Origin of the sequence: Actinotalea sp. C106 (genome assembly GCF_023630195.1) — a bacterium.
In the GTDB taxonomy this organism is placed as follows: Bacteria; Actinomycetota; Actinomycetes; order Actinomycetales; family Cellulomonadaceae; genus Actinotalea.
This window is the reverse complement of record NZ_JALPKN010000014.1, coordinates 1-25,424: the sequence shown is the minus strand read 5'-3', so window position 1 is coordinate 25,424 and position 25,424 is coordinate 1. Positions and strand designations below refer to the sequence as shown.

At 70.7% G+C, this 25,424-nt stretch carries 23 protein-coding genes; 15 read left to right on the top strand and 8 right to left on the bottom strand.

Going from position 1 to position 25,424, the window contains the following annotated elements; translation table 11 throughout:
• Positions 1 to 156: 156 nt before the first annotated feature.
• The 6 genes from L0B03_RS02110 (at position 157) to L0B03_RS02085 (ending at position 6,659) form a co-directional block, all read left to right on the top strand.
• Complete coding sequence (locus L0B03_RS02110; RefSeq protein ID WP_250443523.1) at positions 157 to 1,140, top strand: ribose-phosphate diphosphokinase; 984 nt, start codon at positions 157 to 159, stop codon at positions 1,138 to 1,140.
• Positions 1,141 to 1,412: 272 nt separating this feature from the next.
• Positions 1,413 to 2,036, top strand: coding sequence for a 50S ribosomal protein L25/general stress protein Ctc (locus L0B03_RS02105; protein WP_250443521.1), 624 nt, complete (start codon positions 1,413 to 1,415; stop codon positions 2,034 to 2,036).
• Between the two features lie 106 nt (positions 2,037 to 2,142).
• Positions 2,143 to 2,739, top strand: a complete 597-nt coding sequence (pth, locus tag L0B03_RS02100; protein ID WP_250443518.1) for an aminoacyl-tRNA hydrolase — start codon at positions 2,143 to 2,145, stop codon at positions 2,737 to 2,739.
• Between the two features lie 248 nt (positions 2,740 to 2,987).
• Positions 2,988 to 4,376, top strand: coding sequence for a sugar transferase (locus L0B03_RS02095; RefSeq protein WP_250443516.1), 1,389 nt, complete (start codon positions 2,988 to 2,990; stop codon positions 4,374 to 4,376).
• The gene (locus tag L0B03_RS02090) at positions 4,366 to 5,475 is read left to right on the top strand and encodes an alpha-hydroxy acid oxidase (protein WP_250443514.1); all 1,110 of its coding nucleotides are present in this window, start codon (positions 4,366 to 4,368) and stop codon (positions 5,473 to 5,475) included. Before L0B03_RS02095 ends, L0B03_RS02090 begins: the two co-directional genes overlap by 11 nt.
• Positions 5,472 to 6,659 (top strand): glycosyltransferase family 4 protein, encoded by a 1,188-nt coding sequence (locus L0B03_RS02085; protein WP_250443511.1) that lies wholly within the window; start codon positions 5,472 to 5,474, stop codon positions 6,657 to 6,659. The genes L0B03_RS02090 and L0B03_RS02085 overlap by 4 nt, the downstream gene beginning before the upstream one ends.
• 10 nt (positions 6,660 to 6,669) lie before the next feature.
• Here L0B03_RS02085 and L0B03_RS19485 read toward each other — a convergent pair whose 3' ends face one another.
• The gene (locus L0B03_RS19485) at positions 6,670 to 8,058 is read right to left on the bottom strand and encodes a right-handed parallel beta-helix repeat-containing protein (RefSeq protein WP_250443509.1); all 1,389 of its coding nucleotides are present in this window, start codon (positions 8,056 to 8,058) and stop codon (positions 6,670 to 6,672) included.
• A 168-nt stretch (positions 8,059 to 8,226) separates the two neighbouring features.
• On the bottom strand, positions 8,227 to 9,273 hold the full coding sequence (locus tag L0B03_RS02075) for a hypothetical protein (RefSeq protein WP_250443506.1): 1,047 nt from the start codon (positions 9,271 to 9,273) through the stop codon (positions 8,227 to 8,229).
• Between the two features lie 365 nt (positions 9,274 to 9,638).
• On the opposite strand from L0B03_RS02075, the gene L0B03_RS02070 reads away from it, so the two are divergent.
• The gene (locus L0B03_RS02070) at positions 9,639 to 10,736 is read left to right on the top strand and encodes a glycosyltransferase (RefSeq protein WP_250443503.1); all 1,098 of its coding nucleotides are present in this window, start codon (positions 9,639 to 9,641) and stop codon (positions 10,734 to 10,736) included.
• Positions 10,737 to 10,773: 37 nt separating this feature from the next.
• Here L0B03_RS02070 and L0B03_RS02065 read toward each other — a convergent pair whose 3' ends face one another.
• The 5 genes from L0B03_RS02065 to L0B03_RS02045 form a co-directional block, all read right to left on the bottom strand.
• Entirely contained in the window at positions 10,774 to 12,312 is a 1,539-nt protein-coding gene (locus L0B03_RS02065; protein WP_250443500.1) for a lipopolysaccharide biosynthesis protein, read from the bottom strand.
• Positions 12,309 to 14,336, bottom strand: coding sequence for a glycosyltransferase (locus L0B03_RS02060; protein WP_250443497.1), 2,028 nt, complete (start codon positions 14,334 to 14,336; stop codon positions 12,309 to 12,311). Before L0B03_RS02060 ends, L0B03_RS02065 begins: the two co-directional genes overlap by 4 nt.
• Before the next feature lie 80 nt (positions 14,337 to 14,416).
• Positions 14,417 to 15,304: a right-handed parallel beta-helix repeat-containing protein gene (locus L0B03_RS02055; RefSeq protein WP_250443494.1), complete on the bottom strand. Its 888-nt coding sequence runs from the start codon at positions 15,302 to 15,304 to the stop codon at positions 14,417 to 14,419.
• Entirely contained in the window at positions 15,301 to 16,689 is a 1,389-nt protein-coding gene (locus L0B03_RS19480; RefSeq protein WP_250443491.1) for an O-antigen ligase family protein, read from the bottom strand. Before L0B03_RS19480 ends, L0B03_RS02055 begins: the two co-directional genes overlap by 4 nt.
• A complete protein-coding gene (locus tag L0B03_RS02045; protein ID WP_250443488.1) occupies positions 16,686 to 17,597 on the bottom strand; it encodes a hypothetical protein in 912 nt (303 codons plus the stop codon). Before L0B03_RS02045 ends, L0B03_RS19480 begins: the two co-directional genes overlap by 4 nt.
• A gap of 195 nt (positions 17,598 to 17,792) precedes the next feature.
• Here L0B03_RS02045 and L0B03_RS02040 point away from each other — a divergent pair, with 195 nt between their 5' ends.
• The 6 genes from L0B03_RS02040 (at position 17,793) to L0B03_RS02015 (ending at position 23,398) form a co-directional block, all read left to right on the top strand.
• Positions 17,793 to 18,599 carry a glucose-1-phosphate cytidylyltransferase gene (locus L0B03_RS02040; protein ID WP_250443484.1) on the top strand — a complete coding sequence of 269 codons (807 nt, stop codon included), beginning with the start codon at positions 17,793 to 17,795 and terminating at the stop codon, positions 18,597 to 18,599.
• Between the two features lie 2 nt (positions 18,600 to 18,601).
• A complete protein-coding gene (locus L0B03_RS02035) occupies positions 18,602 to 19,630 on the top strand; it encodes an SDR family oxidoreductase (protein ID WP_250443481.1) in 1,029 nt (342 codons plus the stop codon).
• A complete protein-coding gene (gene rfbC / locus L0B03_RS02030) occupies positions 19,627 to 20,172 on the top strand; it encodes a dTDP-4-dehydrorhamnose 3,5-epimerase (RefSeq protein WP_250443478.1) in 546 nt (181 codons plus the stop codon). Before L0B03_RS02035 ends, rfbC begins: the two co-directional genes overlap by 4 nt.
• The gene (locus L0B03_RS02025; protein WP_250443476.1) at positions 20,169 to 21,467 is read left to right on the top strand and encodes a Gfo/Idh/MocA family oxidoreductase; all 1,299 of its coding nucleotides are present in this window, start codon (positions 20,169 to 20,171) and stop codon (positions 21,465 to 21,467) included. The genes rfbC and L0B03_RS02025 overlap by 4 nt, the downstream gene beginning before the upstream one ends.
• A 34-nt stretch (positions 21,468 to 21,501) precedes the next feature.
• Positions 21,502 to 22,386: a glycosyltransferase family A protein gene (locus L0B03_RS02020; RefSeq protein ID WP_250443473.1), complete on the top strand. Its 885-nt coding sequence runs from the start codon at positions 21,502 to 21,504 to the stop codon at positions 22,384 to 22,386.
• Between the two features lie 64 nt (positions 22,387 to 22,450).
• The gene (locus L0B03_RS02015) at positions 22,451 to 23,398 is read left to right on the top strand and encodes a glycosyltransferase family 2 protein (protein WP_250443470.1); all 948 of its coding nucleotides are present in this window, start codon (positions 22,451 to 22,453) and stop codon (positions 23,396 to 23,398) included.
• An 89-nt stretch (positions 23,399 to 23,487) separates the two neighbouring features.
• Here the strand turns inward: L0B03_RS02015 and L0B03_RS02010 are convergent, their stop codons facing one another.
• Positions 23,488 to 23,739: a PqqD family protein gene (locus L0B03_RS02010; protein ID WP_250443467.1), complete on the bottom strand. Its 252-nt coding sequence runs from the start codon at positions 23,737 to 23,739 to the stop codon at positions 23,488 to 23,490.
• Positions 23,740 to 23,822: 83 nt separating this feature from the next.
• Between L0B03_RS02010 and L0B03_RS02005 the strand changes: the two genes are divergently transcribed.
• Complete coding sequence (locus L0B03_RS02005; protein WP_250443464.1) at positions 23,823 to 24,980, top strand: nucleotidyltransferase family protein; 1,158 nt, start codon at positions 23,823 to 23,825, stop codon at positions 24,978 to 24,980.
• 93 nt (positions 24,981 to 25,073) lie between these two features.
• Positions 25,074 to 25,247 (top strand): lasso RiPP family leader peptide-containing protein, encoded by a 174-nt coding sequence (locus tag L0B03_RS02000; protein WP_250443461.1) that lies wholly within the window; start codon positions 25,074 to 25,076, stop codon positions 25,245 to 25,247.
• Positions 25,248 to 25,424 lie beyond the last annotated feature (177 nt).

Sequence of the window (25,424 nt, the reverse complement as noted above, 5' to 3'; positions counted from 1 at the left end):
GATCCGACTTCACCCCGTCGGCCGAGGCCGCGGCCGCGGCCCTGGGCGAGGGGGACGGCGACGAGGGACTCTCCCCGCAGGCGCGAGCCGAGCGGGAGCAGCATGGTGCAGGGGGCGCCCCCGATGCAGGCCACACCACCGAAGGGCACTGACGCGATGACCGGGATCACCTCCGCCGACGGCGCCAAGCGTCTCGTCCTCGTCTCGGGCCGGGCGCACCCCGAGCTCGCCGAGGACGTCGCCCGCGGGCTCGACGTCGAGCTCGTGCCGACCACGGCCTACGACTTCGCCAACGGCGAGATCTACGTCCGGTACGGCGAGAGCGTGCGCGGGGCCGACGCCTTCGTGCTGCAGAGCCACACGGCGCCGATCAACGAGTGGATCATGGAGCAGCTCATCATGGTCGACGCCCTCAAGCGGGCCTCGGCCAAGACGATCACCGTGGTCCAGCCGTTCTACGGCTACTCGCGCCAGGACAAGAAGCACCGGGGCCGCGAGCCGATCTCGGCCCGGCTCATGGCCGACCTGTTCAAGACGGCCGGGGCCGACCGCCTCATGAGCGTGGACCTGCACGCGGCCCAGACCCAGGGGTTCTTCGACGGACCCGTCGACCACCTGTGGGCGATGCCCTTGCTCGTGGACTACGTGCGGACCAGGGTCGACCAGAGCAACGTGGCGGTCGTCTCGCCCGACGCGGGCCGCATCCGTGTGGCCGAGCAGTGGGCCGAGAAGCTCGGCGGCTGCCCGCTGGCCTTCATCCACAAGACCCGTGACGTCACCACGCCCAACCGTGCTGTCGCGAACCGCGTGGTGGGCGACGTCGAGGGGCGCACCGCGATCCTCACCGACGACCTCATCGACACCGGCGGCACCATCTCGGAGGCCGTGCGGGTCGTCCTCGCGGCCGGGGCCAAGGACGTCATCGTGGCCGCGACCCACGGCGTGCTGTCCCACCCGGCGGCCCAGCGCCTGACCGAGTGCGGGGCGCGCGAGGTCATCGTGACCGACACCCTGCCGATCTCCGAGGACCGGCAGTTCGACAAGCTCACGGTGCTGTCCATCGCGCCGCTCCTCGCCCGCGCGATCCGCGAGGTCTTCGACGACGGCTCGGTGACCTCCCTCTTCGACGGTGCCGCCTGAACTCTGACCCGCCGCACCGCGCGGCCCGCCTGACCAGGCGGGTCGTCGGCGCCGCCGGGAACGGGTAGACTCCCCTGGTTGCCTCGGCGAGGGACGTCGGACGGCCGGTGCGGGGAGTCCCCGCGACATCCGGTACGGCTCCGTGATCGACGCGGCGGTCGTGCGCGCGCGTCCGTTCTGTGTCCCGCGCCGAGGCCGCCGCCCCGCTGGTGCCTGCTCGTGCAGCTGGCCAGCCACCGACGTCCAGTACCCACCGACTCCAGGAGTTCCCCGTGTCCGAGGTCAAGCTGCTCGCCACCGTCCGCACCGAGTTCGGCAAGGGCGCCGCCCGCCGTATCCGTCGCGCCGACCAGGTCCCCGCCGTGCTGTACGGCCACGGCGAGAAGCCCGTGCACATCACGCTGCCCGGCCACGCCACGATGCTGGCCCTCAAGCACTCGAACGCGCTCTACGCGGTCGAGCTCGACGGCAAGAAGACCCTCGCGATCGCCAAGGACGTCCAGCGCGACCCGATCAAGGGGTTCATCGAGCACATCGACCTGCTCGAGGTCCGCAAGGGCGAGAAGGTCACCGTCGAGGTGAACGTGCACGTGGTGGGCGAGTCGGCCCCCGGCACCATCCACGTCGTCGAGACCCAGGCCGTCCAGCTCGAGGCCGAGGCCACGAACCTCCCCGAGTGGGTCGAGGTCTCGATCGAGGGGCTCGAGGACGGCGCCTCGGTGCGCGGTGGCGACCTCGTGCTCCCCGAGGGCGCCTCCTACGAGGGTGACCCCGAGGACCTCATCATCGCGATCTCGACCCCGCGTGCCTCGGCCGAGGACGACGCCCTCGAGGCGGCCATCGCCGAGGAGGCCTCGGCCCAGTCCGCCGCCTCCGCCGCAGCAGACGAGTCCTGAGCCACCGCCCCGTCGGGGGCGTGGTCTGATCCTCCGTGCGTGACGACGCCCGGTCCCGAGGGGGCCGGGCGTCGCGTGCACCCGGACGAAGGCGGTGACGTCGACCGTGAGCGATCCCTGGCTGGTGGTGGGCCTCGGCAACCCGGGGCCGGCCTACGCCGGCAACCGTCACAACGTGGGCCACATGGTCCTCGACGAGCTGCTCGGCCGCTGCCGGGCGAGCCTCGTCACGCACCGCAGCCGTGCCCAGGTCGCCGACGTGCGCCTGGGGACCTTGCCCGGTGGCGCGCCCGGCCCCCGCGTGGTCATCGCACGGCCGACCACGTACATGAACACCTCGGGTGGCCCCGTGGGCGCCCTCGCGCAGTACCTGCAGGTCCCGCCCGAGCGCGTGCTCGTGGTCCACGACGAGCTCGACATCCCCTACCTGCAGGTCCGTCTGAAGGCCGGCGGCGGGGAGGGCGGCCACAACGGTCTGCGGAGCATCTCCTCGGCCCTGGGCACCCGTGACTACCTCCGGGTCCGCGTCGGGGTCGGTCGGCCGCCCGGACGGATGGAGGCTGCGGACTACGTCCTCAAGGACTTCGCCGCGGCGGAGCGCAAGGAGCTGCCGTGGCTCGTGGACGCCGCCGCCGACGCGGTCGAGATGGTGGTCCGCGACGGCCTGACCGCCGCCCAGCAGCGCTTCCACGCGCCAGCCTGAGACGTGACCCTGGCAACCGGGTGAAATCGGACAGTTCGCACCTTCGGGGCGTATAGGTCGGTATACCCTCAAGTCCGACGACGGACTTTGGGGGTAGACCTGTGACGGTAACTGCGCATCGCGACATCGAACGCTCGGCACGGGGTGAGCGGCGAGGGCGGACATCGGGCCCTCGGCGGTCCTGGGCCTCGCAGCAGCCCTTCGATCCCCCGCAGCGCAGCCTCCAGGACCTCGAGAATCACCGCCGCGTGGGGTGGGAGCGCGCCGCGCTGCGGTACATGCTCCTCGCCGTCGTCGCGGACGTCGTCCTCGGCACCGCCGTGAGCATCACCGCGCTGACGACGATCGTCGGCCTCGACCAGGTCACGGTCGCCGCTGGGGTCGTGACGGGACTGGGCTTCGCCCTCGCGGTCGCCGTGATGCGTGGCTACGAGCTCAGCGCCTTGGGCGACGGGCCCGCCGAGTTCCAGTCGGTCGTGCAGGGTGGCCTGCTCCTCGCCGCGGGCCTCATGGCGGCGGCCTACACCACGCAGGTCGCTGTGCCGCGGCGCCTCGTCTTCATCGCGGTCCCGACCGCGGTGCTCATGTCCTGCCTCGCCCGCTACGCGCAGCGTCGGGTGCTGCATCACCGGCGCCGTCGCGGGGTCGGGACGATCCGCACCCTCGTGGTCGGGGACCCGACCCAGGTCGCGCGGTTGACCGAGGAGCTCTCGAGCTCGGCCTACCACGGCTACCAGGTGGTCGGTGCGTGCACCCCCTCCCTCGACGTGACGCTGTCCCCTGCGGAGCAGCACGTGGAGGTGCTCGGGGCGATCGCCGACGTGCCTCAGGTCGTCGTCGACCACGGGGTCGACGCGGTGGTCGTGGCGGGCTCGGTGCTCCGCGGTGACGCGCTGCGACGGTTGTCCTGGGCTCTGGGCAAGGCGAGGGCCGAGCTGCTCGTCGCACCCGACCTCGTCGAGGTCGTGGGCCCGCGTCTGTCGCTCAAGCCGACCACCACCCTGTCGCTGCTCAAGGTCGAGGTCGGTGCCTCCAAGCGCAGGATGCTCGCCAAGGCGACCCTGGACCGGGTCCTCGGCACCGCTCTCGCCCTCGTGGCCATGCCGCTGATCGCCGGTGCTGCGCTCGCGGTGCGGGTGACCTCACCCGGGAAGGCCTTCTTCCGGCAGACCCGCGTGGGCATCGACGGCCGCGAGTTCACGATGTACAAGCTGCGCAGCATGTACGTCGACGCCGACCGGCGCCGGGAAGAGCTCCTCGCCAGCAGCGACCGCGACGGTCCCATGTTCAAGATGCACGCGGACCCCCGGATCACGCCGGTCGGACGGTTCCTGCGCAAGTACTCCCTCGACGAGCTGCCCCAGCTGTTCAACATCGTCAAGGGCGACATGTCCCTCGTCGGGCCCCGTCCGCCGCTCGTCTCCGAGGTCGAGCAGTACCACGACGCGGTGCACCGTCGGCTGCACGTGCGCCCAGGCCTGACCGGGCTGTGGCAGGTGAGCGGCCGTGCCGACCTGGACTGGGAGGAGTCGGTGCGCCTCGACCTGCGCTACGTCGACAACTGGTCGGTGATGATGGACCTGATGATCCTGTGGAAGACAGGGCGCGCAGTGATCGGTGGGGCAGGTGCCTACTGAGAGCCGCGGTCCGGTCGACCGCACCGCGATGACCCTCACCGCCCTGGCCGAGCACGAGGACAAGGCCGCAGCCCTGCTCCCGGCGGAGGTCTACGACTACTTCGCCGCAGGTGCCGGAGCCGAGACGACCCTGCACGAGTCCCGGACGGCCTGGGAGCACTACCGGGTGCGTCCCCGGGTGCTGCGGGACGTCGGGCGGGTCGACCTGTCCACCTCGCTCCTCGGCGCTGAGGTCTCCTCGCCCGTGGTGCTGGCCCCCACGGCCTTCCAGGGGCTGGCCCACACCGAGGGGGAGCGGGCCACTGCCCGCGCGGCGGCCGCGACCGGGAGCCTGCTCGCGCTGTCGACACGTTCCTCGACCCCCCTCGAGGAGGTCGCCGCGGCGGGGTCCGCACCGTGGTGGTTCCAGGTCTACGCGATGCGGGACCGCGACCTGACCCTGCGTCTGGTCGAGCGGGCCGTCAGCGCTGGCGCCCGGGCCCTCGTGCTCACGGGGGACACCCCCTACGTGGGCGTCAAGCGGCGCGTGACGGGCACCCGGATCGCGATCCCGGACGACCACTTCCTGGTGAACCTGCAGCAGCACCTCGACCCCGACCGGGCCGATGCCCGGCGCGCGGCGGAGCAGGACCCGACGATCACCCTCGAGGCCATCTCGTGGCTCGCCGAGGCCAGCGGCCTGCCCGTGCTCGTCAAGGGCGTGCTCCGCGGTGACGAGGCCGTCGCCTGCCTCGACGCGGGCGCCGCCGGGGTCGTCGTCTCCAACCACGGCGGTCGCCAGCTCGACCGGGCCGTGCCCAGCGCCATCGCCCTGCCCGAGGTCGTCGACGCCGTCGCCGGCCGGGGCCCTGTCCTGGTGGACGGCGGAATCCGCTCCGGCCTGGACTGCCTCATCGCGCTGGCTCTCGGCGCATCGGCCGTCATGGTCGGCCGACCGGTGGTCTGGGGTCTCGCCGCAGGGGGGGAGGCCGGTGTGGTCGAGGCCCTCGAGGCCCTGCGTGCCGACCTGACCCACGTCATGGCCCTCGCGGGAGCGCCATCCCTTGCTGACCTCGACCGGTCCCTCGTGTCCGCGACCTCGATCTGGAGCCCCCTGTGACCCTACGACCCGCGCGCGTCCTCGTCGTCGTGCAGAACCTCTCCGTCCCCCTCGACCGACGCGTCTGGCTCGAGTGCCAGGCCTTGGTGGCCGCGGGTCACCAGGTCTCGGTGATCTGCCCGCGTGAGGTCGGCCAGCCCGCGCACCGCACGCTGGACGGCGTCCGGATCCACACCTACCCGCCCGCCAAGGCACGGTCGGGGATCCTCGGCTACTTCATCGAGTTCGTCTACGCGTGGCTGCGCACCGCGGTGCTGTCGGTCCACGTGCGGCGGAACGAGGGCTTCGACGTCCTGCAGGCCTGCAACCCGCCGGACACGTACTGGCTGCTCGCGCGGCTGCACAAGCTCGTGGGACGGAAGAAGTTCGTCTACGACCAGCACGACCTGTGCCCCGAGGTCTTCGAGGCCCGGTTCGGCCGCCGGGGTCTGCTCCACCGCGGGCTCCTGCTGCTCGAGCGCGCCACCTACGCCACGGCCGACCACGTCATCTCGACCAACGAGTCCTACCGCGAGATCGCGACCACCCGCGGCAAGGTCCCCCTCGAGCGCTCGACGATCGTGATGAGCGCCCCCGACCCCGACCGCATGCGCAGCGAGGAGCCCGACCCGGCCCTGCGTCACGGCCGCGAGCACCTGGTCTGCTACCTCGGCATCATGGGGCCCCAGGACGGCGTCGACCGGTTGCTCGGTGCGATCGACCACTACGTGAACGTGCTCGGGCGCACCGATGCGCACTTCGGCCTGATGGGCTTCGGGGACTGCCTCGAGGACCTGCGCGCCCAGTGCACGCGCCTGGGACTCGACGAGTACGTGACCTTCACCGGCAAGGTCGGCCCGGCCGAGATCAGCCGTTGGCTCTCGAGCGCCGACCTGGGCGTCACCCCCGACCCGGTCAACGACTTCAACGACAAGTCCACCATGAACAAGACCATGGAGTACATGGCCTACGAGCTGCCCGTGGTGGGCTTCGACCTCACCGAGAACCGGCGCTCGGCCGGTGCGGCCGGCCTCGTGGTCCACGAGGACGACGACGGCGCCCTGGCCCGTGGCATCGCCATGTTGCTCGACGACCCCGAGCGCCGTCACGAGATGGGCGCCCTGGGCCGCAAGCGCATCGAGGAGCACCTGCGCTGGAGCACCCAGGCCACGGCTTACATCGAGGTCTTCCGCGGGCTGTCCTGAGGACAGACCCTCAGGGCAGTGCGGGCGCTCCTGTTCGGAGTGAGACGTTGTCGACGAGGTTCACCGAGCTGAGGTTGGACGCCGGGTAGAGCAGGCCCCAGCGGTGGTTGTCTCCGAACCGGTTGCGCGCGACGGTCACGTCCTTCCCGGACAGATACATCGAGTAGCCGCCACCGTCGATCCAGTTCTCGGTGACGAGGACCGCTGTGTTGCCGCCGTTGGCCTCTTGGAGGAAGACCGCCGCATTGAGCTGGTGCAGTTCGCGGTGCGGCCCCAGCTCGAACGAGTTCCCCCGGAGGGTCAGGTCGTCGACCCCGCGCACCTGGACACCGTCGTAGTGGCTCGTCGCCGTGACCTGGGGCGAGTGGATCCGCGAGTCCTCGACGAGGACGCGTGCTGACCGTCCCGAGTCGGACGTGATGTGCAGGCCGTCACGCCCGAGCGAACCGAAGACGTCCAGCCGTCGGGCTGTGACATCGGTCGACCCGGAGATGCTGAACGCACCGACGCTCGAGTCGATGACGGTGACCCTGGATGACCCGCGGATGACGACCTCTCCATCGACGAGCACGTTCTGAAGTGTGACGTCCTGTCCGGTGACGCGAAGGTCACCGGTGTAGTGCATGTCCTTGATGGTCGTTCGCGACGGGGCGATCGATGTAGCGCCGGACCGGGTCAGGTCTCGGCCGACAGGCACGCCCACGGACCGCCCATCGGGGAGCGACGAGTGGCGTGACGCCACGGTCCTGGTGCTGTCCGCGGGGGCGGCGACCTTGATGGTGAAGGGTGCGGTGACTGCGGAGCTGTTGTAGTTGCGCAGGCGGTAGGTGGTGGTGGTCTTGGGGCGCAGGGCTCGTTGACCGGAGCCGCGGGTGATGGTGACGTTCGCGGCGTCGTTCCAGGTCCCGGAGGTGAGTCTTTGCAGCGTGAGGGTGGCGGTGGGCACGTTGGTGCCGTTCTTGGCGTAGGTGACCTTCATCGAGCTGGACCCGCCGGGGGGGAGGGTCGTCGCACCGGTGACGGTGGCGACCAGGTCGAACGAGCTGGCGACCTTGATGGTGAAGGGTGCGGTGACTGCGGAGCTGTTGTAGTTGCGCAGGCGGTAGGTGGTGGTGGTCTTGGGGCGCAGGGCTCGTTGACCGGAGCCGCGGGTGATGGTGACGTTCGCGGCGTCGTTCCAGGTCCCGGAGGTGAGTCTTTGCAGCGTGAGGGTGGCGGTGGGCACGTTGGTGCCGTTCTTGGCGTAGGTGACCTTCATCGAGCTGGACCCGCCGGGGGGGAGGGTCGTCGCACCGGTGACGGTGGCGACCAGGTCGAACGAGCTGGCTACGGAGCCGGTGGCGGGGACGATCGTCTGGGCGAGGACCAGGACCAGCCCGATGGCCAGGCCACGAGCCACCGCACGGCGGGTTCGGTGCGTGGCGGACGAGTGAATCAGGGGTGGCACGGTGGCAGACCTCACGTCAGGAAGCGACAGGCGTCGTCCTGGCTATCGGTCGGTGCTCGGTGTTCCTGAGAAGTCCTCGCCCGCGCGATGCTGCGCGGGCGAGGACTCGCGTGCGCGTCCTCAGCGGGCCTCGCGTGCGACGAAGGCGGCGCCACCCGGCTCCGAGCCCAGCTCGAGGGCATCGCCACCTACGGTCACGTTGTCGTCGAACTCGCTGAAGCTGCTGAGCGGCGACCGAGGGTAGAGGTGCCCCCAGTTGCCCTGCCCCATGGTGCTGCGTCGGACCTTCACGTCCTCGGCGAAGATGTACATCACGTACCCACCGCCGAGGAAGGTGGAGTCCTCCACCAGCACATCCTGGTTACCGCCCTGGGCGTCCTGCAGGTAGAGGGCAGCGTTGTGCTGCGGCTCGCGGGGCCCGAGGTCGATGTGGAGGCGGCGCATCACAAGGTTGTCGACACCCCGGACCTGGATGCCGTCGTAGTGCGACGTGGGAGTGACCTTGGGGCTGTGCACCCACACGTCCTCCAGGACCACGTCGGAGGCGCGCCCGCTGTCGGACGTGATGTGCACCCCGTCCCGCCCCGTCGCGCCGAAGATCTCGATCCCACGACCGTGGAAGTCGGTCGTCCCGGAGAGTGACAGCGCCCCGACCTCAGAGTCGGCCAGCACCGCGCCGTCGCCCCGGAAGATCACCTCGCCGTTGATCCTGACGTTGCGCAAGGTGACGTCGTCCCCGGCGAACGTCACGTCGTCGTCGATGACGACATCTTCGAGGACGACGCCGGAATCGGTACGCCATCCGCCCGCCATGGGCGTGAGTGCCTTGCTCGAGGTGCGTCCGGTGACGTCAGCGATGTCCCCGGACGAGGGCGTGGCGGGTGACGCGTCGTCGGTCGGCTCCGTCGTGCTCCCGTCCGGCGGGGCCGGACGGGCCGGGTCCTGCGAGCGGTCGACCTGGTCCTCGGCCGTGCCCGTGGGGTCACGAGGCGCCGAGGTCTCGCTGGGGGCAGGGGCCTCCGCAGGGGCCTCGCTCTGGGTGGGGGCGGGTTCGGGGTCTTTCGTGACCTCGGGCTCTGCCTCGGGTGTCACCGAGGGCTCGGTCGTGGGGCTCGGGTCGCTCGTGGTGAGTTCCTCGAGGCCGTCGCTCAGGACGGGAGGTGGCACGTCGACGGTGTCTGTCGTCCCGCACGAGGACAACGAAAGGGCAAGGAGAGCGCACGTGGCGGGAAGGCGCCAGGCACGGCCTGCAGACGGATTCACGGGGGTCCTTCCGAGGCGGGCAGGTCGCGGCGATCGTAGCCGAATCGTTACCTGTTAGTCCATACGGGTGACGGCTTTACGCTCTCAGGGCTCCTCGGGCAGGGTAGGGACGATGTACCGGGCGCCATCCGCGGGGCCCGGCCCTTGCCGGGCGGCGCCAGGTGGTGCAGCCGTCGGCCCCTTCTGAGATGAGGCTGTGTTCGGTGAGGCATTCAGGCGAGTCGGACGAGTCGCAGCTTCCAGGCGCGGCCGTCACGCCGAGAACGGTCGTGCTGTCGCGCCGTCAGGCCGGAAGCTACGTGTGGCAGGCGTCGCAGTTCGAGTTCGAGGACGTCATCGCCCAGGTTGACGACGTCCTCCTCCTCACCCCTGACGCGCAACCAGCCGGGCCGGCGCGCGCCGTGCTCCACGGTGCGGCGAACCGTGCGCGCAAGGCACTGGGGCGGCCGCGGCGCAGCGCTCTGCGCCCTCCGTCGGCGACGATCGACGCCGAGTTGTTCTTCGCGGTCTTCGCCCATCCGCACGAGATCGGCGCCCTGCCCCACGTCCGGGACCAGCTCGCCCGCTCTCGGGTCAAGGTCGCCTTCATCGTCGAGCTCTGGACTACCGAGGTCGACGGCGTCGCGGACTACCTGCGCCAGCTGCGCGGGTTCGACCACATCTTCCTCTTCAGCCGGGGGGCGATCCCCGCGGTCGAGAGGATCACGGGGGTGCCGTGCACCTATCTGCCGACGGCCGTCGACACGGCTCTGTTCGCGCCTCCGACGCCGGACGGCGCGCGGTGCATCGACGTCTCGAGCTATGGGCGCCGCCTTCCCGAGACTCACGACGCACTGCTCGACGCGATGGCTGCTGGCGACATCTACTACCACTACGACACTGTCCACGGGGCGTTCCAGGTCACCGGCCACCGCGAGCACCGTGCTGCCTTGGCGGCGATGCTGCGGCGCAGCCGCTACTCGGTGGTCTACCGGAACAATGACGATCCTGGCCGGACCGCGCGCACGGGTGGCGAGGAGTCCTTGACCAACAGGTACTTCGAGGTGCTCGCCGCAGGTGCGGTGATGCTCGGCTCAGCCGCCGAGACCTCAGACTTCGAGGACTGTTTCGGCTGGACCGACGCCGTCGTGCCGCTCCGAGCGCCGGCACCGGACGTGATGACCGTCATCGAGACCGTGGAACGCGACGGTGACCGTCGCGACCGAGCCAGCCGGGCCGGGATCGTCGAGTGCCTGCGCCGTCACGACTGGGCTCACCGCTGGCGTGACGTCCTTGCCGTGGCAGGCGTCCCTGAGCGACCCCAGCTGGGCCGGCGTCTCGACGAGCTGGAAGCCCTGGCGCGACGTCACGAGGCATCGCCTACCTGAGGGTGCCGCGGGGGCGGCCGACGTGCGGAGCGGCCTGTCAGGCTCCCCCTCCACGTCGGGAGGTGACGATCCTCGCGACGTCCTTGACCGCAGGGGGACGCAGGAGCAACGCCGTACCGCCATAGAGAAGTGCGCCGACCCCGACCGCCGCTGCGAGAGCGAGCGGGTGCGAGGCGCCGGTCGATTCGATCCAGGTCGCCGTGGACCAGGCTCCGGCGGCCATCGTCATCGTCATCAGGAGGTACGGCGTCAAGGTCCGAAGCACGCGACCCAACGGCAGCTCGATCAGGCTGCCGGCGACCGCGAGCCCTACCGGCGTCTGGACAGTCATCGCCACGAGGTAGGCGATGGCCAGGCCGAGCAGCCCCCACTGGAGGCCGACGGCGAACGCGAGCAGGGTGAAGGCTCCGCTGGCGAGCCCCCACCGGAACATCCAGTCCGCCCTGCCCTTGGCGCTGTAGAGGGTGTTGATCGCACTCATGAGTGCGGCGAGGGCTCCGGCGGGCGCCATGAACCACAGCAGCGGGATCAGGTCCAGCCACTGGTCCCCGAAGACGGTGTGCACGAGGGGGGTCGCGACGGCCGCGGCACCGACCATGACCGGGAGCGTCACGAAGGCGATCGCACCGAGGGCGCGCAGGTAGCCGTTGCGCAGCGCCTCGTGGTCGTCCTGGAGTCTGGAGAAGGCGGGGAACAGGACCGTCATCAGGACCTGGGCGATGGACTCCACCGGGTAGCTGATCGTCCGCTGGGCGAGGGTGTAGATCCCCAGGGGAGAAGCGCCCAGCCAGCGCCCGACGAGGACCTTGTCGGAGTTGCGCAGGACGAAGGTGGTGAGGTTGAAGGCCGCGGTGTTGAGACTGAAGGCGGCGATGCTGCGCAGCGCTGCGGGGCTGAACGTCGCACTCGGCTGCCAGCCGGAGCGTAGGAGCGCCACAACCGTGCCGGCGACCACACCGGCGACGTTGCCCCACACCATCGCCCAGACACCGAGGCCCGCCACGGCGAGGGCGATGCTGACGATGCCCGTCGTGAGTGCACCCGTCATGTCGATCGCAGCGACCGCGTTGAAGTTCATCCTGCGGCGCAGGATGGCGTGGTGGGTCTGTGACAAGCCGCCGATGAGGAGCACCAACGACAGCGCCCGGACCACCGGGGCGGCATCGGGTGAGCCGAAGACTCCGGCGATGAACGGCGCCCCGAGGGCCATGATGCCAGCGCTGAGCACGCCCATCGCGATGTTCAGGTAGAAGACGCTGCTGATGAGCCGTTGATCGACCGAGGCGCGCTGGATCAGGGCCGAGCCGGTACCCAGGTCCTTGAGCACCTCCAGGGCGAGGATCGTCGTCATCGCCACAGCAACGATGCCGAACGCCTCGGGTGTCAGCAGGCGCGCGAGAATGATCGAGACCAGGAACCGTGAAGCCTGAGTGACGAGGCGACCGACGACCATCCACCGGGTGCCGGACGCCAGGGTCCCGGTCGAGACCTCCTCGTCCGGTGGGACGTGGTCGTTCGGTACGGCGCCGGTCTCCGCCGAGAGGTTCGGGTCCGTCGCTCTGGTCCGCCGGGTCATGTGGAGACCCCCGTGGTCCCCAGGTCGGGCGCCGTGAGCTCGTCCCCCGAGCCCCATGTCGTGTAGTAGCTGTCCGGGTTCATCAGGTAGCGCACGGTCGGGATGGGAAGGTGCACGGTCCGGTGGCGTCGGCTCAGACGCCACACGAACTCCCAGTCCTCCTTGGGCAGCATCGTGCGCGGCCGGTCGAGTCGGCTGAAGCGGACGCCACGGCCGTGGCGCACCACGAGGCTGTTCGTGTCCACGTAGGAGGCATCGGCGAGGGTCCGGCGGTCGAACGGCGCCGAGAGCACGTCGTGGGTCCGGCCGTCGGGGCGGGCTCGCTCGACGGCGGTGTAGACGACGTCCACGCCCTGCTCGAGCGCCTCGAGCGCCACGGTGAGGTGCTGGGGGCGCCACTCGTTGTCGTCGTCGAGGAAGGCGACGTACGGCGAGCGCGCCAGGCGGAGCCCGACGTTGCGCACCAGGCTCACGCGAGAGGTGTTGCTCCGGAGCGAGACCGCGACGAGCCGCGGGTCTTCAGGCAGGTCGGGCAAGCCCCCGCCGTCGTCGACGACGATCACCGTGTGGTCGTTCCAGTCCTGCCCCAGAGCGCTCGCCACGGCGCGCTGCAGCGCCTCCGGCCGGCGGTAGGTCGGCATGACGGTCGTGACGGTGGCGGGTGGGACGTGCGTGGTGTGCCGGAGCCGGCGCACCTCGGCGTCCTCCCGGAGGAGCCCTGCGATCGCTCCCGGCATACCCAGGACCTTGTTCCGTGCCTCGTAGAGCACCCAGATGCCGAACCGCGCTCTGAGTCGACGGCGCGCCCCCAAGGCGAGACGTCCCCTGACGCCCCGTGGCGCGTCGGTGCGTCCGGGCGCGGGCAGCTGCGCGGCCAGGGCGTCACGGTAGAGCTGGACGAGGACCCGCGCTGCGGCCTCCCAGGAGAGCTCTGCGCGGCGAGCTGTCCCCCGTGCGGAGAGCTCACGCCGTCGTGCAGCGTCCTGGGCGAGCTCGCGGATCTGCTCGGCGAGCGTGTCGACGTCGCCGACCTCGTGCTGGACGTAGTCGAGCCCCCTGTCTCCGGTCGCACCGCTCGCGGCACTCACGAGCGGTATGCACCCTGATGCCTGCGCCTCCAGGACGACGAGCGCGCTCCCTTCGGTCCACGAGGGGAGGATCAGGACGTCGGCTTCGCGCAGCAGGACGGACGGGTCGTCGACGAACCCGGCTTCCTCGACCCCGTCCGCAGCGAGATCGTCGGCGATCCTTGCGCGGTAGCCCTCCTGGATGCTGCCTGCGATCTTGAACCGTCCGCCGGGTACCGCAGCCCTCCGCCATGCTGTCAGGCCGACGTGCAGCCCTTTGGTGGGATCGCCCCTGCCGACAAAGGCAGCCGTGAACGGACGGTCCTGCGCGTGAGGACCCGAGCGTGCGGGGAACCGCGTGAGGTCGCACCCGTAGCGGTGCTGGAGCAGCGAGGTGGCGGCGACCCCCTCGTTGAGGAACTCCTGGTAGGCGTAGTCCGACGGGACCAGGATCCAGGCCGCAGCGCCGTACTCGCGGCGCTCCCGGGCGAGCACGGCGGCGTCGGGACTGTGCGAGTGGCCGCGTCCGAGGGGAGCGCCCGCGTGGGCGACGGCCCGGGCGGACTCGCGCTGCACGCTGGCCGTATGAGGGTTCGGCGACTCGCGCAGCCCGGGGATCCCGAGCGCGGCGGCCTGCTGCAGGGTGCGCAGGCAACCGCGAGGCCACGCGTGGACGAGGTCGACGGCTCCGGGGTTCCGGCGGAGCCAGCGCGCCACGACGGCGTCGTGGTACGAGTACGCCCGCTGTACCCCGACGGCGCGATGGGGCACGCGGCGGCCTCGGACCATCATCGTCTGGTGCACCGTGACGGAGTCGGGCAGCTCGACCTCCCCCACCGACGTGCAGAAGAGGGTGACCTCGACCCCGCAGGCGGCTAGCCCGCGGACCTGGTTGAGCGCTGTGACCGCGATGCCGGGGCGGTCGAGGGGATGGGGAAAGCTGTACACAACTCGCACGGTCTGGTCCTCCAGGGCGACGGTCGGCGTCGAGGGGGCGCCCTGGCTGTCCTGACAGGGGCCGCCCGGTGCCGTGGGGATCATTGGAGCGTCACCGCCTCACCGGTGTCCGCCCAGGTGTTGCCCTCCTCGGTGAAGGGGTCGGCGTCGCCGTGGAGCAGGCCCCAGTTGGCGTTCCGTCCGAACTTGTTGTTCGTCACGACGACGTCTGCCCCGCCGACGTAGAGCGCGAAGCCCCCGCCGTCGATCCAGTTGCCGTCGATGAGGACGTCGCTGTTTCCGCCGTTCGCCTGCTGGAGGAGGATCGCCGAGGTGTAGGGCTCTTCCCACGGGCCGAGGTCGAAGTAGTTGCCGCGGATCTCCAGGCCTTGGACACCGCGGACCTGGATGCCGTCGTAGTGGCTCTCGGGGGTCACGCTCGGCGAGTGGACCCAGGAGTCCTCGATGACGACGTCTCGGACAGGGCCGACGTCCGAGGTCACGTGGAAGCCGTCGCTGCCCAGCAAGCCGAAGATCTCGAGCCGCGACGCGACGACGCCTTGGGCACCCGAGATCGACAGGGCGCCCAGCTCGGAGTCCTCGAGCGTGACGTCGGTCCCTCGCACGATCACGTGCCCGTCGACACGGCTGTTCCGCAGGGTCTGGTCCGAGCCTGTGAGGAGCACGTCGCCCGAGATGGTCACCCCGTCGAGCACGAGCCCGTCCTCGTCGAAGGTGCCCGGTTCGGTGTCGACGAGGTCGGTCCCGGCTGGCACACCGGTGCTGCTGTCCTCCGGCGGGCTCGACTCCTGCGGGTCCTCGTCGCAGCCTGCGTCGCAGCCGTTGGGCGCTCCCGCCTCGTCCGCGGTGCCCGGGAGCAGGTCGAGACGGCTCGCCACGGCCACGCCGCCGACGAGCACCGCCAGCAGGCCGAGGGTCGCGGTGACGACCACGAGGCGGGTTCTCCGACGTCGGGGGTCCGCGTTCATCGCGCCAGCCCTGCCGCCGCAGCGGCCTCAGGGGCCGCCGCACCTGTCGGGATCTGGGGATGCGAGTGGTCGGCTCCTCGGCCCCACCGGAGAGTTCCGACCTCCAGGCGCCAGAGCGCGCCGACGGCGCCGATGAGGATGAAGGCGAGCCCGGCGTTCAGCCGGAAGCCCATGCCGTCGTAGGTCAACCACGTCACCGCGCTGACCGCGGTGGCGGCCATCAGCGCCTGACCGAGGGAGCGCGCTGCAGGGTCGGAGGCGTGGAGGTAGACCCCTCGGCCTGTGCCCATGGCCACGACGAAGAGGGCGATGAGTGCTGCCAGTCCGAGCAGCCCGGAGGAGATGAGGATGCCGAGGTACTCGTTGTCCAGGAAGAAGTGCTCGGCCGGCACCAGGGTGCCCAGCCCGCGCCCGAGCCACGGGCGCTCGCCGAAGAACTCGGCCACCTTCGCGTAGTCCTCGGTGCGGCCTGAGATGCTCGGGTCCTCACCGACGAAGAGGAACATGCTGCGGAGCGTCCCGAGGAGCCCCGGGAACAGCGCCCGCATGGCCACCAGCAGCAGCGCACCGGCGAGAGCGGCCTTGACGCGCAGGTGCATGGGCCAGGTGAGGGCCAGCAGCACCCCTGCCACGGCGATGCCGAGCACCGAGGAGCGTGACACGGCCATGGGGGAGGCGACGATCATCAGCACCGGGGGGACCCAGCGCCACCGGGACGGCCGCTGCCCCCGTGCACCGTGGAGGGCGTAGTGCAGTGCCAGGGGCAGGGCTACCGCAAGCACGACGCCGAACTCGATGGGGTGCAGGGCGGTCGCCTGGATGCGGGTGAAGATCGACCGTTCGACGTTGATCTCGGTCTCCTGGAGCACCAGCCCCGGGATGCGGATGTAGTCGGGCGGGGCGAGGCCGGTGACGAACTGGACGATGCCCATGAGGGCCAGCAGCGTCACCGCCGCCACGACGAGTCGGAGCAGCCGGTCGAGGTGGTCGCGGTCGTGGACCGCGTCAGCCGCGATCAGCCCCAGAGCGACGAAGCCGAGGATGGCGAGCAGCGTCCGCAGGCTCGCGTTGGCCTCGGTCGCGCTCAACGTGTTCGTGAGCCCTACCCCGTACGTGGTCAGCGCGACGAGCGCGAAGGTGATGAGGGCGACACGGGGAGGGTGGAAGCGCCCCGAGAGCGACCCGGGTCGGAGCATCGCGAGGCCCCACCAGCCCACGGCGCCGATCGTGATGATGACGGCTGGTGCGCCAAGCGCACCCAGTGGGGCGAAGATGAGACGGGCCGGGAGAGCGACCCCGACGACGACGAAGGCGTAGACGACGACGAGGGGGTCGCGAAGCCACGACCGGTCCGCCGGCCCGGCCGTGCACGTGCCGGTGCTCACGTGGTGCGGTGACCGGCGGGCTCACGCACGGTCTCGGGGTCCTCGGCGTCGAGCTCTTCGCCCGACGGGGTCGGCTCGCGGTGGAGGCCACGGGGCTGGTCGCCCTCGTCGTCCCCGACTTCCTCCTCCGCGGGTGCCCACGCGCGAGTCGTGTGCTCCTCGGCCGTGCTCTCCTCGCCGCCGTCCTCGTCGCTGCGGGCCGCCTCGGAGGGGACCTCCGGTTCAGCTGTCCGCTCGGTGTCGTCGGAGCCGACGGTGTCCTCGGTCGCGTTGCCCTCGGTCGCGTCGCCCTCGCGCCGGCGCCGGCGCCAGAGCAGGACTCCGTCCAGGGCCACGGCCGCCACGACGCCGAGGACCAGCCCCACGACGCCGACCACCGCCATGAGAGTCAGGCCACCACCGGTGTCCTCGTCCGCGACCTGCGGGACGCTGAGGGGCACGGCCTGGGCACGCAGCTCGGGGGCGGAGGAGATCTCCCCCTGCAGGTCCGCGAGCTCGGTGTCAGCGAGTTCGACGAGCCGGTTGGCCGTCTCGACGACGTTGTCCGGATCAGATCCTTCGACGTCGAAGAACATCACGGCGTCGGCGCGTGTGACCTCGTAGTCGGGCTCGAGGCCCAGCTCCTCGTACTTGAAGCGCGCGGGCGTGCTGTCCATCAGCACGACCAGCACCTGGGTCGTGGTGGTGAGGGACCCGCCGAGCTGGAGGTAGGGGTTGACGTCGACCGTCTCGCCCTCCTCGGTGCCGTCGACGATCTCGGGTCCGGTGAGGATCGCGGAGGAGGTCGCCACATACACCGGCGGGAGGTCCTCGGCGAGCGTGTAGCCGAACACCGCGGCGCCCACCACGATCGGCAGGGCGACGTACCAGCGTCGCAGGGTCGTCCTGACGAGGGTCCAGAGGTCCATGATGTCCGTTCGTGGTGCGGGCGGGGGAGCTCGTCATCGGGCCTGGGTCCATGATGCATCACCGATCCGTCATGGTCTGGGCGCGAACGGGTGAATCTGACCGACCTGTCCAGTTTCGCCACATTGGTTGTCATACGCTGGGCCCCGAGACGAGCGCGGTAGGTGTGCTCGCAGAGACGGAGAAGAGGCGGGGGCATGGGTACGGACATCGCGGACATCCCGGTAGTGATCCTGTGCGGTGGCATGGGGACGCGGCTGCGCGAGGCGAGCGAGAAGCTGCCCAAGCCGCTCGTCGACATCGGCGGCCGGCCGATCCTGTGGCACGTCATGAAGACGTACAGCGAGCACGGCTTCCGCAAGTTCGTGCTGGCCCTCGGGTACAAGTCCGAGCTGATCAAGCAGTACTTCCTCGACTACCGGCACCTCACGTCGGACTTCACCCTGCACCTGGGCAACGGGGACGAGCCCGAGTTCCACAACGAGGCCGGTCACGAGGACTGGGAGATCACCTTCGTCGAGACCGGGCTGACGACCGGCACGGGTGCGCGTGTCGCCCGGCTGGCCCAGCACCTCGACGCCCCCCGCTTCGCCCTGACCTACGGCGACGGCATCGGGGACGTCGACATCACCTCGCTCGTCGAGCACCACGAGCGCTCGGGCCTGCTGGGCACCCTCACCGGTGTCCACCCGAGCAGCCGCTACGGCGAGATGCACGTCGACGGCTCGACCGTCACCGAGTTCAACGAGAAGCCCACCCTCGCCGAGGGCTGGGTCAACGGCGGCTTCTTCCTCTTCGAGCGCGAGTTCGTCGAGAAGTACATCCCGGACGACGTCGACATGATGCTCGAGTCCGCACCCCTGCAGACCCTCGCCCGGGACCGCCAGCTGTCGGTCTTCGAGCACCAGGGTTTCTGGATGGGGATGGACACCTTCCGGGACTGGACCGAGCTCAACAAGCTCTGGGACTCCGGCACCGCCCCGTGGAAGATCTGGAAGGACTGACCGTGCGCGTTCTCGTCACCGGTACCGAGGGGTACCTCGGCTCCCTGCTCGCCCCCACCCTCCTCGCGGAGGGGCACGACGTCGTGGGCGTCGACACGGGTTACTACCGCTACGGCTGGCTGTACCACGGCTCGCCCGAGGTGCCCCGGACCATCTCCAAGGACATCCGTGACCTCACGGTTGCGGACCTCGAGGGCTTCGACGCCGTGGTCCACATGGCCGAGCTCAGCAACGACCCCATCGGTGACCTCATCGGTGACGTCACCTACGACATCAACCACCACGGCTCGGTGCACCTGGCGACCCTCGCCAAGGAGGCCGGGGTCTCGCGCTTCGTCTACATGTCCTCGTGCAGCGTCTACGGCGTGGCCGACGGCGTGGTCGACGAGACGAGCCCGACCAACCCGCAGACCGCGTACGCGCGCTGCAAGGCGCTGGTCGAGCGAGACGTGACCCCGCTCGCGGACGACTCCTTCTCGCCGACCTTCCTGCGCAACGCGACGGCCTTCGGCGCCTCCCCGCGCATGCGGTTCGACATCGTGCTCAACAACCTCGCCGGGCTCGCCTGGACTGAGAAGAGCATCGCGATGACGAGCGACGGCACGCCCTGGCGGCCGCTGGTGCACGGCCTGGACATCGCCCGCGCGATCCGGATGGTGCTCGCCGCCCCCCGTGAGGACGTGCACGCCCAGGTCCTCAACGTGGGCAGCGAGGAGAACAACCGCACCGTCCGCGAGATCGCCGAGACGGTCGCCGCGGAGTTCCCGGGCTGCGAGGTGACGTTCGGCCCGCCGAGCGCCGACAACCGCAGCTACCAGGTGGCCTTCGACAAGATCCGCCGCGTGCTCCCGGGGTTCGAGTGCGAGTGGGACGTCAAGAAGGGCGCGGTGCAGCTGCGCGAGGTCTTCGAGCGCATCGACCTCGACGCCTCCACGTTCCAGGGGCGCGGGCACACGCGTCTCAAGCAGATCCAGCACCTCATGGCCACCGGCCAGGTGGACGAGAAGCTCTTCTGGACGGTGCAGCCATGAGGTACACGACCACCGCGGTCGACGGTGCGATCATCGTCGACCTGGACCCCTTCACCGACGACCGCGGGTTGTTCGCGAGGACCTTCGACTCCGAGGAGTTCGCCGCCCACGGCATCGACGTCGGCGTCGCGCAGTGCAACCTGTCCTACAACCACAAGGCCGGCACCCTGCGCGGCCTGCACCGGCAGGTGCCCCCGCACGCCGAGGGCAAGCTCGTCCGGTGCACCGCGGGTGCGATCGTCGACGTCGCGGTCGACGTCCGTCCCGAGTCGCCGACGTACGGCCAGCACGTCATGGTCGAGCTCACCGCCGAGAATCGTCGGGCGTTGTTCATCCCCGCCTACGTCGCCCACGGCTACCAGACCCTCGTGGACGGGGCCGAGGTGACGTACCAGGTCAGCGGCCCCTACGTGCCTGGAGGTGAGCAGGGCTACCGCTACGACGACCCCGCCTTCGGCATCTCCTGGCCGCACGAGGTGACCGTCATCTCCGACAAGGACGCCTCGTGGCCGCTCGTCGAGAGCATGGAGGCTGCGCAGTGATCATCGTCGACAGGCTTCTCGCCGATCGGCAGCGCGACTCCCGCCCGATCCGCGTCGCGCTCGTCGGCGCCGGTTTCATGGGCCGCGGTCTGGTCAACCAGATCGTCAACTCGGTCCCGGGCATGGAGGTCGTGGCCATCGCCGCGCGTCGGCCCGAGCAGGGCGAGCGGGCCTTCACCGAGGCCGGGGTCGAGGCCGTCGTGCACGTGGATGACGCCGCGGCCCTGGATCGTGCGATCCTCGCCGGTACACCGGCCGTCACCCCGGACATGGAGGCGGTCACCCGCGCTGACGGGGTCGACGTCGTGGTCGACGTGACCGGGGCCGTCGAGCTGGGCGCGCGCATCGCCCTGTCCTGCTTCGAGCACGGCAAGCACCTCGTCCTCATGAACGCCGAGGTCGACGCGACCGTCGGCGTCGAGCTCGCGCGCCGGGCAGCGGCGGCCGGGGTGGTCTACACCGGCTGCGACGGGGACCAGCCTGGCGTGCAGATGAACCTGTTCCGCTTCGTCAAGGGGATGGGCCTCGAGCCCCTCGTCTGCGGCAACATCAAGGGCTTGCAGGACCCCTACCGCAACCCCACCACGCAGGAGGGGTTCGCCCGACGCTGGGGCCAGGACCCGCACATGGTCACGAGCTTCGCCGACGGCACCAAGATCAGCATCGAGCAGGCCGTGGTGGCCAACGCCACCGGCATGTCCGTGCACCGCCGCGGGATGCTCGGCCGGGACCACCACGAGCACATCGACACCCTCACGGCCCAGTACGACGTCGACGAGCTGCGGGCCCTCGGTGGCGCGGTCGACTACGTCGTCGGCGCGCAGCCCGGGCCGGGGGTGTACGTCTTCGCGACCCATGACGACCCCAAGCAGCGGCACTACCTCGAGCTCTACAAGCTCGGCACCGGACCGCTCTACAGCTTCTACACGCCCTACCACCTGTGCCACTTCGAGGTGCCCAACACGATCGCGCGGGCAGCTCTCCTCGGTGAGGCGACCCTCGTCCCGCTCGATCGGCCCACCGTCGAGGTCCTCACCACGGCCAAGACGGACCTCACGGCCGGGACGGTGCTGGACGGCCTCGGCGGGTACCACTACTACGGCGAGGCAGAACGCGCGGACGTCACGGCAGCCGAGGCGCTCCTGCCCATCGGTGTCGCCGAGGGCGCGCGCCTGCTGCGGGACGTCCCGAAGGACACCGCCCTGACCTACGCCGACGTCGAGCTGCCCCCGGGTCGGCTGGTCGACGAGCTGCGGGCGGCCCAGAGCTCGTCACGGCGTCCTCTTGCGGTCTGAGCCCCGTCTGCCGAACGAGAAGGGTCGAGAGCTGATGCCACACCCTGCGCTGGCCACCCGCGCCGGTCACCGCACGACCGTGGTGATCCCGGCGCACGACGAGGAGTCCGTGATCGGGCGATGCCTCGAGGTCCTCCTTCGCGATGCCAGCGCCGACGACTTCGACGTCCTCGTGGTGAGCAACGGTTCTACGGACGGCACGGCCGACGTCGCCCGACGTGCCGGCGAGAGGAGCGCGGTGGACGTCGAGGTCGTCGAGCTGGAGCGTCCGTCCAAGATCGAGGCGCTTCGTCACGCCCTCGACCGGTGCCGAGGCCGCGCGGTGGTCGTCCTCGACGCGGATGTCGAGCTGCCGACCGAGACGGCGCGGCTGGTCGTCCGTGCCGTCGACCGGCACGACCCTGTCGTGGTGTCCGCCCGACTGGTCGTGGACACCTCGCGGTGCTCCTGGCTCGTGCGGCGGTACTACCGGGTGTGGACCGCGCTTCCGTACGCCAACGTGTCGATGGTGGGTTCAGGACTCTTCGCCATGAGCCCGGCCGGAACCGAGATGCTTGGCGTCCTCCCGGACGTCGTCAACGACGACGGCTGGGTCCGCCGGCGCTTCCGCAGCGACCAGACCGTGCTCGTGAGCGCGCCCTTCGTCGTTCACGCAGCGCGGACCTCGCGCGCGCTGGTCTCCCGCCGCGCCAGGGTCGTCAACGGCAACCGTGCGCTGGACGCCGAGCTGGGTGCCGAGGACGGGAATGGCCACGGCCTCAAGCAGGTCCTCCGGACGGTTCGGGAGAAGCCCGTGGGCGTTCTCGACGTCGTCGCCTTTCTGGCCCTCACCCTCGCCAGCCGCGGCGTGGCCAAGGTCCGCCGTGCACGGGGTGACGTGTCATGGTCCACCGACCGCACCTCGCGCGTGACCGCATGAACGCGAGCCGTCAACCGGGTGCGCAGCGCGTGAGCCCGTCGTCCCCTCGAGGAGAAGAGCACGCATGTCCGTCGACGTCTCGGTAGTGATCGTCACCCACAACGGCCCCGAATGGGTGGAGCGTTGCCTGAGCGCCCTCCTGGACGACGCACGTCCGACCGTCTCGTTCGAGGTCGTCGTGGTCGACAGCGCCTCGCAGGAGGCAACCCTTCAGGTGCTGGGCAGATGGGCCGATCGCGTCGACCTCCATCTCGCGGAGGACAACATCGGCTTCGCCCGAGGTTGCAACCTCGGTGTCCGTCGAAGCAGCGGCGACAAGGTCCTGCTGCTCAACCCCGATGCGGTCGTCGAGTCCGGTTGTGTCGACGCCCTGGTCGCGGCCCTCGACCGCGATCCAGGGATCGGCATCATCGGTGGCAGGACCGTCCACCCGGACGGAAGCCTGGACCCACGGTCCTGCTGGGGCGCGCCCTCGCTGTGGAGCTGGTTCTGCTTCGCGACCGGGCTCAGCACGGCGTTTCGTGGTTCGCAGATCCTGGACCCGGAGTCCTTGGGGTCGTGGCAGCGGGACTCGATGCGAGCCGTGCCGATCGTCACGGGCTGCCTGCTCATGACGACCCGCGCGACGTGGGACCTCCTGGGGGGCCTGGACGAGGACTACTTCATGTACGGCGAGGACGCCGACCTCAGCCTTCGGGCGGCGGAGCTCGGGATGCGTCCCTCCATCACCCCTGAGGCGGTGGCCCTGCACGCCTTCGGAGCATCGTCCCAGCGCAAGTCGCACAAGCACCGTCTGCTCATGACGGGCAAGGCGACCTTGGCGCGTAAGCGGTGGGCGCCGAAGCGTGCGGAGATCGGGGTGCGGCTGCTGCTCCTCGGTGTCGCGGTCCGGACCCTGGGCGAGCGGGTTCGGCGCGTGCCGGACCCGAACTGGTCGCCGCTGTGGGTCGATCGCTCGTGGACCCGTGGCTGGGAAGGCTCCGCTCGAGCGGGCGTCCGAGACAAGGCCTGACCATGAGGCGGGGACGCGGGGCCAGGGGACCTTGCTCCCGAGTGCAGGGCTCAGACGATCTGGTGGCGCGCATGGCCGAGCATGGTCGGTCAGGCCAGCAGGGACAGCGCGGTCAGCTCCTCGAGGAAGGTCCGCACGTCGGCGGCGGCCTCCTCCTCGGGGATCTCGTACTCCGCGGCCAGCGCCCGGGTCAGCGCGGCCTCGTCGGTCTCCTCGAGCAGCAGGTTGGCCAGGAAGGCCCCGGTCTTGTTGGTGGTGAGGTAGCTGGACTGCGCGAGGTCCAGGATGACGAGCTCGCCGTCGATCTCCTGCCACGTCACGTCCTCGGTACGGAGCTTCATGGCCGGAGCGTAGCGCTCGACGGCCACCGAACGGCAGGGGCCGTCCGGGGCACGGGCGCAGCACTGCTCGCGGAGGTCCGGCGATGAGCCCGGCCCCTGCTCGTCACCCCGTGGTCGAACTGCTGGTCGAGGCCGTCTCCGGTGCGGAACCACCCCGGAGCTGGGGGGACGAGCCGCGTCTCGCGTCGACCGACCCCCGCGAGGTGCTGGCCGTCGCCCAGGCGCACCGGCTCGGTCCGACCCTGGCCCGGCACCTCTCGCGGACGGCGGACCTTCCCGAGGGCCTCGCCGACGAGCTCGCCGAGATCCGCACCGAGCTGATGCTCCGTCACCTCACAGCTCTCGCCGACCTCGCGCCCGTCGCGCAGGCCCTCGACGAGGCCGATGTCGCCTGGGCCGTGGTCAAGGGTCCGGTGGCCGCCGTCGACCTGTGGCCGCACCCGGACATGCGCGGCTACCTCGACCTCGACCTCCTCGTGGACCCGGCCCGGCTGCCCGAGGTCATCGACCTCCTGCTCGGACTCGATGCGGAGCAGGTCGACCTCAACTGGGGCCTGATCCGCGACCAGGAGCGCGGTGAGCTGACGTTCATCCTGCCGCGCGGGACCGTCCTGGACCTGCACTGGCACCTCGTGAACGACGCCGCCCTGCGGGCCGGTCTGCGCTGGGGGACCCGGGAGGTGCTCGCGCGTCGCCGGCGCGTGCAGGTCGGGTCGCTCGTGCTGCCCACCCTCGACCGCGCCGACACCCTGATCCATCTGGCGTACCACGCGACCCACTCGGGGGCGTACCGGCTGCTGTGGCTCAAGGACGTCGCGGCGGCCTGGTCGCGGATCGAGGACCCCGTCGAGGTGGTGCACCGGGCTGAGGCCGCGCGTCTGGACATGCTGGTTCGCTGCGCCCTGGACCGCGCGGCCCTCGTCCTCGGGGCCGAGCACTGCCCGAGGCTCCCGTGGCGCTCGCGACGCGGCGCCGCCTGGCGAGCCGTCCTGCGTGGGTTGGACCGGCGGAGCGCCGTGCCGGGGCCGGGGGACCACGGTCGGACCGGGCGGACGAGGTTCACGAGCGTGCGTCTTGCCACGTGGTCGAGCGTGGTGGCCCTGGTCACCGAGGCCGTCGGCCACCTCCTCGAGCACCGCGACTCGCGAGACCCCGAGGACCTGCCGGACAACCCGCTGCACGAGCCCGACGGGGACCTTGCCGCGCGGGCCGAGTACCTCGCGACGGTGGCCCTGCGTTGAGCACGGCCGGCGTGCTCTCGCTGTGCGAGACCGAACGGGTGAAAAATGTCCGATTTGACACACATCACGCTGGTATCGCCCTAGCATCCCATCATGCGGCGTACAGACGCGTCGCACGTCGAATGGGAGTCCATCATGGGGTACGAGAAGCCTTCGATCACCAAGGTCGGTTCGGTCGCCGACCTGACGCTCCACGGTCGCGGCAAGGGCAAGGGCAAGGGCAAGGGCAAGGGCCCGAAGCCCGGCCACGGCGGCGGCATCTCCTGATGCTGCGGGCCGGCGCCGGGGCCTGACCTCGGTACCGGCCCTCCGAGGCGCCCCGGGGTCCGCCCCGGGGCGCCTCGAACGTCCCCATCTGGCCGAGAGGGGCCCGCATGAGCACGCTGCGCACCGTCGCCGGTCTCGGACCGCGCCGCTGGGGCCTGCTGCTGCACAAGTCGGATC